This is a genomic window from Bacillus sp. 05T22 (genome assembly GCF_056396765.1).
Genome location: NZ_JBFTMC010000145.1, coordinates 1 through 9,056, shown reverse-complemented (window position 1 = coordinate 9,056; position 9,056 = coordinate 1). Strand labels below are relative to the sequence as shown.

Here is a 9,056-nt window from a genome sequence, read left to right as displayed (position 1 = left end):
ATATTGAAGTGATCCTTCTACAGTTTCTTCGGTATTTTCTTTATAAAACATATCTTTCTCATCATTCTTTGCAGTGAAATGTGGTTGTTCTAGAGGTGTTGCGTATGAAATAATTGCTTTCATTGTAATGCCCCCTTTATGAGTTTAATTTCATTATAGCAACTCTTACAAAAAACTTCGAAGATTATATACATAAAGATAGTCGTTTTTCAAATAATAAACATACCATCATTTGGAAAGAAGGACGATGTATGAAGAAAATAAAGTGGAGCCTAATGGGCGGCGTAGCAGTGTTTGTAGTTGCGATTGTATTCTATAAACTGATTGTGTTAGCTGGTGGTTATATAATGGATGAAAAACGGCTTGTTTTCCACTCTTCATCACGTATCGTTGATCAGCGAGGAAAAGAAATTACGAAGTTATATGTAGAAAATAGAGAACTTGTACCAATTGAGCGAATTCCTAAACATGTAGCAGAGGCGTTTATAGCTGTAGAAGATGCTAGATTTTATGAACATTATGGAATCGATTATCCTTCTGTTTTTCGCGCGTTGTATAAAGACATTTTAGCAGGAGAGAAAGTGGAAGGCGGTAGTACAATTACGCAGCAGTTAGTTAAAAATGTTTTTTTAACTCATGAAAAAACATTTACACGTAAATTAAAAGAAGTGGCAATCGCTCTTCAATTGGAACATAAATATACGAAGCAACAGCTTCTTGAAATGTATATGAATCATATTTATTTTGGTCATGGTGCTTACGGGATTCAAGCAGCGGCGAAATTGTATTTTAATAAAGATGTAGAAAAATTAACAGTTGAAGAAGGGGCGATGCTTGCAGGTCTTCCGAAAGCACCGAATGGATATTCTCCCTTTTTATATCCAGAAAAGAACAAAGAGCGCCGTGATTTAGTTTTATCTCTTATGCATAAACAAGGATACTTATCAGCTGAGGAGAGTGTTCGTTACCAAGGAAAGACAATTGCTCTTTATAAAAGTTTAGATGAGCGAGAACTTGCTTATATACCGTATGTGGATATGGTTGTAGATGAAGCAGCACGCTTATATGGTTTGTCACATCAAGAAGTGCTTCGCGGAGGATATACATTTATTGTATCTATGGATGAAAAAATTCAAAAAGTAGCTTATGATCAATTTCAAGATGCACGAAATTTTCCAGGTAAAGAAAACGGGGCACAAGGTGCTTTTTTATTAATGGATAATGCAACTGGAGGAATTAAAGCCGCAATTGGTGGAAGAGAGTATGTCCCAAGAGGATTTAATAGAGTGTTTGCGAAAAGACAGCCAGGGTCTGTTTTAAAGCCGCTCATTGTGTATGCACCAGCGCTGGAAACGAAAAAATATAATCCGTATTCTTTATTAACAAATGAGCAAACATCTTTTGAAGGGTATGAACCACGAAATTATAATCATAGGTATTCAAAAGAAGTAACGATGTATGATGCACTCTTAGAATCGGGGAATGTACCGGCTGTATCTTTATTACATGAAATGGGTGTAGAGCAAGGGAAGCAATATTTAGAGAAGGGAAATATTCATATTGCAGAATCTGGTTTAAGTACGGCACTTGGCGGACTTAAAGAAGGGGTCTCTCCATTTGAACTTGTAAAGATGTACCGTGCGTTCTTAGCGAATGGAAAAATTATTGAGCCGCATGTTATTGAACAGGTACTCGATCGACACGGAAAGGTGATTGGAGAATCACCTAAAAACGAAACGAAAGTTTTTTCAAAACAAACAGCATGGTATATGACAAAAATGTTAGAAGGGGTTGTAAAGGAGGGGACAGCGAGAGCAGGAGTATATAACGGTGCATTAGCTGGGAAAACGGGTACAACGTCACTTCCTAATCAAAGTGAAGGCGCTAGGGATATTTGGTTTGTTGGATATACTCCAAGTTTAGTAGGCGCGGTATGGATTGGGTATGATCGTACGGATAAAGAACACCAACTTTATGRTGGAAAGCTATCTGCAACAGAATTATTTAAAAAGATTTTAACGAAGGCAAATGTACAAGATAATTCAAATTTCAAGCGGCCAAAAGATGTCGAAACAATTGGAAAACCAATCCGCCTAAGTAAAATTGAGAACGTGGAAGCACAGTTATCTTTTAGTCCATTTAGCTTGTTTACTGCAAAATTACACTGGACTCCACTTCCCGATAAACGGGTTGTATATAGAATCTATAAAGTAGAACAAGGGAAGCATATTCACGTTGGAACGGTAAAAGGGATTGGTGAGTATGAGGAAAAGTTTATTAACATATTCTCTAAACCAAGCTTTTATGTAGTTCCGTACAATCCACAAACAAATCGAGAAGGAGAAAAGACAAAAGTAGCTAAACCGTAATTTTTGCTTGTGATATAATAAGAATGTTGTGAAAATAGTAAGCGGTTTTACGAACGTTTGTGTCAATTTCATGAACAACGTACATAATGCTATGCATTTTGTTTTTACAAGCTGTATAGTAAAAAAAGATAAATAATAGGATAGGGTTCGTATAGGTAAGGAAGGGAGCAAGGGTCTTGGTAAGAAATATAAATGAGACATTTTTAAAAGCATGTATGGGGGAACAAACAGAATATATACCAGCATGGTATATGCGACAAGCAGGGCGTTCACAACCTGAGTATAGAAAGATAAAAGAGAAGTATTCTTTATTTGAAATTACACACAATCCGGAGTTATGTGCATATGTTACAAAGCTTCCAGTTGATCAATATAATGTAGACGCAGCGATTCTTTATAAAGATATTATGTCACCACTTCCAGCAATCGGCGTTGATGTTGAAATTAAATCTGGGATTGGACCGGTTATTGATAACCCAATTCGTTCTTTACAGGACGTAGAAAAACTTGGTGAAATTCATCCGGAAGAGGATGTTCCATACATATTAGATACAATTCGTTTATTAACAAACGAGATGTTAGATGTTCCGCTAATTGGCTTTTCAGGGGCGCCATTTACATTAGCAAGTTATATGATCGAAGGCGGACCTTCTCGTAATTACCACAAAACGAAGGCGTTTATGTATGCAGAACCGAAAGCTTGGTTTGCTTTAATGGATAAGCTTGCAGATATGGTAGTTACATATTTGAAGGCACAGATCAAAGCAGGGGCAAAAGCAGTACAAGTCTTTGATTCTTGGGTTGGAACAGTGAATGTAGCAGATTATCGTTTGTTTATTAAACCTGCAATGGAGCGTATTTTCACGGAAGTTCGCACGATGGGCGTTCCGATGATTATGCACGGCGTTGGAGCAGGACATTTAGCAAATGAATGGAATGACTTATCTCTTGATGTAGTCGGACTTGATTGGCGCCTGTCAATTGAAGAAGCGCGCGGGCGCGGCATTCATAAAGCAGTACAAGGCAATATGGATCCTTCATTCTTACTTGCACCATGGGACGTTATCGAGGAGCATGTAAAAACAATTTTAGATCAAGGAATGAAGCAGCCTGGTTATGTATTTAACTTAGGTCACGGTGTATTCCCAGAAGTAAATCCAGATACATTAAAACGCTTGACGACRTTTATTCATGATTATTCGAAAGCACAGTTAGCGAAGTAAAGGAGAATACGTGTATGAAAAAGAAAATTGGTTTGCTTGTAATGGCATACGGAACACCGTATAAAGAAGAAGATATTGAACGTTACTATACACATATTCGTAGAGGCAGAAAGCCAAGTCCGGAAATGTTAGAGGATCTAACAGAACGTTACTGTGCAATTGGTGGTATTTCTCCTTTAGCTACTATTACATTAGAACAAGCGAAAAAGTTAGAAAAACGTTTAAACGAAATGCAGGATAACGTAGAATTCCACATGTATCTTGGTTTAAAACATATTGRACCTTTCATTGAGGATGCTGTACAAGCTATGCATAACGATGGGATTGAAGAGGCAATTGCCCTTGTTCTTGCTCCGCACTATTCTACGTTCAGCGTAAAATCATATGTCGGCCGAGCGCAAGAAGAAGCAAATAAGCTTGGAAACTTAACAATTCATGGTATCGATAGCTGGTATAAAGAGCCGAAGTTTATCCAGTACTGGGTAGATGAAGTGAAAAAAGTATATAGCAGTATGACAGAAGAAGAACGTGAAAAGGCGGTTTTAATTGTATCTGCGCATAGTTTGCCAGAAAAAATCATCGCTTTAGGTGATCCTTATCCAGAACAGTTAAACGAAACAGCTGATTATATCGCACGCGGTGCAGAGGTTCCGAATTATGCGGTCGGCTGGCAAAGTGCGGGAAATACACCGGACCCATGGATTGGGCCAGATGTACAAGATTTAACGAGAGAGCTACATGAAAAGTATAACTACACTTCATTTGTATATGCACCGGTTGGATTTGTAGCTGAACATTTAGAAGTGTTATATGACAATGATATTGAATGCAAAATCGTTACAGAAGAAATTGGAGCAAAGTATTATCGTCCAGAAATGCCAAATGCATCAGATTCATTTATTTCTTGTTTAGCAGATGTAGTGTTAAAGAAACAAATGGATGTTTCGTAATACCTTGGGAAAGGAGGGGCCGTTTTGAAGAAGAAAGTTGTTATCATCGGTGGTGGAATTACAGGTTTAACAACAGCGTATTACTTACAAAAAGAAATTCGCGAAAAAGGATTGCCGATTGATACATTGTTAATAGAAGCATCGGGTAAACTTGGAGGGAAAATTCAAACCGTTCGAAAAGGTGGATTTACAATTGAGCGTGGTCCAGATTCTTTCTTAGAAAGAAAAGAGAGTGCAGCTAGACTAGCAAGAGAACTCGAACTTGGAGATGAGCTTGTAAACAATGCAACTGGTCAATCATTTGTTCTCGTGAACAATCGATTACATAAGATGCCGCGCGGATCTATGATGGGAATTCCAACGCAAGTTACCCCGTTTCTATTTTCAGGATTGTTCTCTCCGATTGGTAAAGTAAGAGCAGGTTTTGATTTTGTATTGCCACGTTCAAAACCTGTTTCCGATCAATCACTTGGTCAATTTTTCCGTCGTCGTCTAGGAAATGAAGTGGTTGAAAACTTAATCGAACCATTGTTATCTGGAATTTATGCGGGGGATATTGATCAAATGAGTTTAATGGCCACGTTCCCACAATTTTATCAAGTGGAGCAAAAATATCGTAGTATTTCACTAGGTATGCGTACGTTGGCTCCGAAGAAAATAAAAGATGTAAAGCCGAAAGGGATCTTTTTAACATTAAAAACAGGCTTACAATCCATTGTAGAAAAAATAGAAGAGCAGCTAGAAGATGGAACTGTTGTGAAGGGTACTCGCATTGAAAAAGTTGCAAAAATGGGTGATGGTTATCATATTACATTAAGTAATGGAAAAGAAATTGAGGCGGATTCCATCGTTGTTGCTGCGTCTCATAAAGTATTGCCATCTATGTTTGCACAGTATAAAGAGTTCCGCTTCTTCCGCAATATTCCATCAACATCGGTTGCGAATGTTGCACTCGCTTTTCCGAAAGAAGCAATCAAGCGTGATATTAATGGTACGGGCTTCGTTGTATCTCGAAATAGTGATTTTTCTATTACAGCATGTACGTGGACACATAAGAAGTGGCCGCATACAACACCAGAAGGAAAAGTTCTTCTTCGTTGTTACGTTGGGCGTCCTGGTGATGAAGCAATCGTAGAGCAAACAGATGAAGAAATTGTTCAATTTATATTAGAAGATTTGCAAAAAACAATGGATATTAAGGCAGATCCAGACTTTACTGTTGTAAGCCGCTGGAAAGATGCAATGCCGCAATATACAGTGGGGCATAAAGAGCGAATGAAGAAGTTAACAACATTTATGGATAAAGAATTGCCAGGTGTTTATTTAGCTGGTAGCTCTTATGCTGGATCCGGTCTTCCTGATTGTATTGATCAAGGGGAGGCGGCTGTAAAGCATGTGTTGTCTTATTTGGAAAAAGTAGATGAGACGGAATTAATTGCGCAATAATGAAACAGGAGCTTGGTAGCTCCTGTTTTTTTGTCGTTGCTTGTCGGAGGGGCGATATCCTTTGTCGAAACGCTGATATATTCAAAAAATCGCTGATATATTTGATTTTGCGCTGATAAAATTTTTAGAGCTATCGAGAATTTTAGGTAAAATGTGAGGGATAATCTCATCTAATCCATAATTCTTTTCATCTAAGAGCCATGAAATCTTTTTCTAGTCTAATATCCCTTCAGCTACTTTCATTGGTGTAGGATAAAAATAATCTTTAGAAATTCTTTAGATGAAAGCATTTATTCGATCTCACCAATATAAACAGGACTTGACTGATTACCAGCATGAAAGTCTTGAATAAGCTTCCTGATGCCAATAGGAAACAGAGGATAACGTAGCAAGTCATCTATTGGTAACCAGGAAATACCTGTTTGTTTGCTGTCCATATGTAGGGTTTTGGAATTTACATTTGTAAAGGAGACAGGTGTACATGAATACATAAATTCAACTCTGTGTACTTCAGGATCCATAAAACATTCTCTTATAAATAAGAGGTCACCTTCTTTTACTTCAATCCTCGTTTCTTCAAGACATTCTCTTTTCAAAGTTTTATCTAGCGTTTCACCAATCTCTTGCCCACCACCAGGGAGCAGGTGATATGTGCCGTCTTCATCTTCATAAGTCGTTACTAATAATGTATCTTCGTGTATAAGTATGGCTTTAACTGAATTTCTAATTTTCATGTATGTCATTCCCTTCAGTTAATAGCTGTAGGATACTCTTCTAGGGCATGCTCTTCAATCATATCTATATTTCTTTTATGTTTTGCATAATGAATAATATGATCTCTTATATTTGGATATAGAATAATATTATGTAAATCAGATAGCGGTACCCATTTTACATCCATTTGATTTGGATCGGGATTAGCAGGCATTTTTGGGGTAGAACCATTCTTTATTTTACATTCAAACATGAGATGTAAAGAATGAGTCGGGCCATATTTATTATCGTTTAGATGTGGCGCATATTCATAAGCAAATGCCAATGAACCGACTTCTACATCAATTGATGCTTCTTCTTTTGCTTCCCTTTGTACAGCGTCTATAACTGTTTCATTTGGTCCAACTCCACCTGCTGGTAAATTATAATGAAGGCCATTTTCGTCATGAAATTCAATTAAGAGGATTGAATCATTTTCGATAATAACTGCTCCAGCTCTTACTCTAATATGGTAATTCATTGGTTATCCCCCACCTTTTGAAAAATATACCATATTATTTTACAGTATTTTTTGAGTTTTGTATTCGATTTTAGTTGAGTATTACATTTAGTGCTGCAGCTGCTTTCGGCCATCCAACATAAAAGGCTAGATGTGTGATTAAAGCAACAATTTCTTGCTGAGTCATTCCGTTTTTTTCGGCTAATTGTAGATGAAATGGTAGCTGTTCTGTATTACCAATACTAATTAAAGCAGAAAGTGTAATGAAACTTCTTTCTTTTGATGTTAAAGTAGGGTCTCTCCATACTTTTTCGAATAATACGTTTTCACTATAATCAACAAAATCGGGAGCAGTATCTCTCATTTTCTGTGAAACATTGAGTTCGATACGGTCATTCATGATTCTTTTGCCTCCTTCATTGTAACCATTTGAGCTATTCCTTGACCAAATGACCAGTTTTCAGCAGATGTCTCGTTTAGTGTAATAAAAATATTAGTTGTAGAGATGTTTAAATGGTTATAAAAAGCTTCTGAGATTGATTGATACAAATTTCTTTTTTGCTGTATTGTTCTTCCTGGTCCACATGTAATAGAAACATGTATCATTGTATCTGTTCTTTTTTTCTCCTCCTCTAAGAGATAATATGGATTGTAAAAAAATTGATGAGATGGATAGGGTAAAAACATGTGAAAGTAATCATCTTTTGGAATCTGAAAATGTTCCATTAATGYAAGGTGAATACCATTACTTACTTTTTTAAACTTTTCTTTATTCAATTGATTTTCTGGATAATAAACAGTAACAAACGGCATTTCTTCTTCACTCCCTTTCGTATGGATTTATTTTACTCCTACAATTTTAATTTTGATAATTGAAAAATTATCATATAATTATCAATAATGCCGATAGAGATCAGGTGTAAAAATGGAAATAAAAGAGTTGAAAACGTTCAAAATGATTACTCAGGAAGGGACTTTCTCACTTGCAGCCAAAAAGTTAAACTATGCTCAGTCAACTGTAACAACACATATAAAAAAGCTAGAGAAGGAACTTGGTTTTCTTTTGTTCGAGCGAGGGTGGGATGCCAGGTTAACGGATGAAGGAGCATTATTTGCAGAAGAAGTGGATCATTTGCTAATGCATTGGGAGTATTCAATATCTCAGGCGCAGCGTATAAGCAATGAGGAGAAGGGAACGGTAAGAATTGGTCTATTAGACTCGATTGCAGAAAAATTGATTCCTCCACTATTAAAATATTTAAATGCGGAGAAACCATATATACATTGTGATTTTGTTGTAGGGAATACAGCACTTTTATCACAAATGGTAGACCAAAATAAAATTGATTTTGCAGTTTGCGGAAACAATAAAAATATTTCTAATGTGAACTTCACCCCACTTTGTAAGGAACAAATACAATTTATTGTTAATAATCCTCATCATCCGTTATTACAAAAAGAGTCAGTGGAAATATCAGATATCATTGATTATCCTATTTTAATAGGAGAGAATAGTTGCTATTATTATCAATCTGTGAATGCTTTTTTATCGGAAAATAACGTATCCTTTAAAAAGGTCTATAATTGTAGTGCACTACATCTCATTCCACAAACGATTTTTGGAGAGATGATAGGTATTATTCCTAAGGGGACTAATTTAAAAGAAGGAAATATATTGTTTAAGGTTAAAGGATTTGATCCTCAAATGCCGATAGGATTATGTATTTCTTCTAAAAAAAGAAATTATTTAAGTCAGACAAAAAAGCAACTGCTAAAATTAATTGAATCATTGTTATAAATAAAGAGTGCAGAATTCGAAAAGCCCCTTTCGAAATTGAAAGGGGCTTTGTTTTAC

9 protein-coding genes and 1 pseudogene are annotated in these 9,056 nt (G+C 36.3%); 5 read left to right on the top strand and 5 right to left on the bottom strand.

Annotation, left to right across the window (positions count from 1 at the left end; translation table 11 throughout):
* A pseudogene (locus tag AC1DIT_RS25530) lies at positions 1-123 on the bottom strand (antibiotic biosynthesis monooxygenase); the annotation flags it as partial.
* A 128-nt stretch (positions 124-251) separates the two neighbouring features.
* Between AC1DIT_RS25530 and AC1DIT_RS25525 the strand changes: the two are divergent.
* The 4 genes from AC1DIT_RS25525 (at position 252) to hemY (ending at position 5,988) form a co-directional block, all read left to right on the top strand.
* Positions 252-2,369 carry a transglycosylase domain-containing protein gene (locus tag AC1DIT_RS25525; RefSeq protein ID WP_476998496.1) on the top strand — a complete coding sequence of 706 codons (2,118 nt, stop codon included), beginning with the start codon at positions 252-254 and terminating at the stop codon, positions 2,367-2,369.
* A gap of 176 nt (positions 2,370-2,545) precedes the next feature.
* Positions 2,546-3,592 carry a uroporphyrinogen decarboxylase gene (hemE, locus tag AC1DIT_RS25520; protein ID WP_016113688.1) on the top strand — a complete coding sequence of 349 codons (1,047 nt, stop codon included), beginning with the start codon at positions 2,546-2,548 and terminating at the stop codon, positions 3,590-3,592.
* Positions 3,593-3,606: 14 nt separating this feature from the next.
* Positions 3,607-4,542 (top strand): ferrochelatase, encoded by a 936-nt coding sequence (hemH, locus tag AC1DIT_RS25515; RefSeq protein WP_476998495.1) that lies wholly within the window; start codon positions 3,607-3,609, stop codon positions 4,540-4,542.
* A 24-nt stretch (positions 4,543-4,566) separates the two neighbouring features.
* Complete coding sequence (gene hemY, locus AC1DIT_RS25510; protein WP_016131221.1) at positions 4,567-5,988, top strand: protoporphyrinogen oxidase; 1,422 nt, start codon at positions 4,567-4,569, stop codon at positions 5,986-5,988.
* A gap of 290 nt (positions 5,989-6,278) precedes the next feature.
* Here the strand turns inward: hemY and AC1DIT_RS25505 are convergent, their stop codons facing one another.
* From AC1DIT_RS25505 to AC1DIT_RS25490, 4 genes are all read right to left on the bottom strand, one after another.
* Positions 6,279-6,722 (bottom strand): NUDIX domain-containing protein, encoded by a 444-nt coding sequence (locus AC1DIT_RS25505; RefSeq protein ID WP_016113691.1) that lies wholly within the window; start codon positions 6,720-6,722, stop codon positions 6,279-6,281.
* Positions 6,723-6,736: 14 nt separating this feature from the next.
* Positions 6,737-7,222, bottom strand: coding sequence for an NUDIX domain-containing protein (locus AC1DIT_RS25500; protein WP_016113692.1), 486 nt, complete (start codon positions 7,220-7,222; stop codon positions 6,737-6,739).
* Between the two features lie 70 nt (positions 7,223-7,292).
* A complete protein-coding gene (locus AC1DIT_RS25495) occupies positions 7,293-7,601 on the bottom strand; it encodes a carboxymuconolactone decarboxylase family protein (RefSeq protein ID WP_016113693.1) in 309 nt (102 codons plus the stop codon).
* Positions 7,598-8,014 carry a tautomerase family protein gene (locus AC1DIT_RS25490; protein WP_476998494.1) on the bottom strand — a complete coding sequence of 139 codons (417 nt, stop codon included), beginning with the start codon at positions 8,012-8,014 and terminating at the stop codon, positions 7,598-7,600. The genes AC1DIT_RS25495 and AC1DIT_RS25490 overlap by 4 nt, the downstream gene beginning before the upstream one ends.
* Before the next feature lie 112 nt (positions 8,015-8,126).
* Here AC1DIT_RS25490 and AC1DIT_RS25485 point away from each other — a divergent pair, with 112 nt between their 5' ends.
* On the top strand, positions 8,127-8,999 hold the full coding sequence (locus AC1DIT_RS25485) for a LysR family transcriptional regulator (RefSeq protein WP_016113695.1): 873 nt from the start codon (positions 8,127-8,129) through the stop codon (positions 8,997-8,999).
* Positions 9,000-9,056 lie beyond the last annotated feature (57 nt).

Excerpts from the sequence above, each read along its gene's own strand:
- AC1DIT_RS25495 (WP_016113693.1), bottom strand. The coding sequence starts at position 7,601 with ATGAATGACCGTATCGAACTCAATGTTTCACAGAAAATGAGAGATACT.
- AC1DIT_RS25500 (WP_016113692.1), bottom strand. The coding sequence starts at position 7,222 with ATGAATTACCATATTAGAGTAAGAGCTGGAGCAGTTATTATCGAAAAT.
- AC1DIT_RS25485 (WP_016113695.1), top strand. The coding sequence starts at position 8,127 with ATGGAAATAAAAGAGTTGAAAACGTTCAAAATGATTACTCAGGAAGGG.
- AC1DIT_RS25505 (WP_016113691.1), bottom strand. The coding sequence starts at position 6,722 with ATGAAAATTAGAAATTCAGTTAAAGCCATACTTATACACGAAGATACA.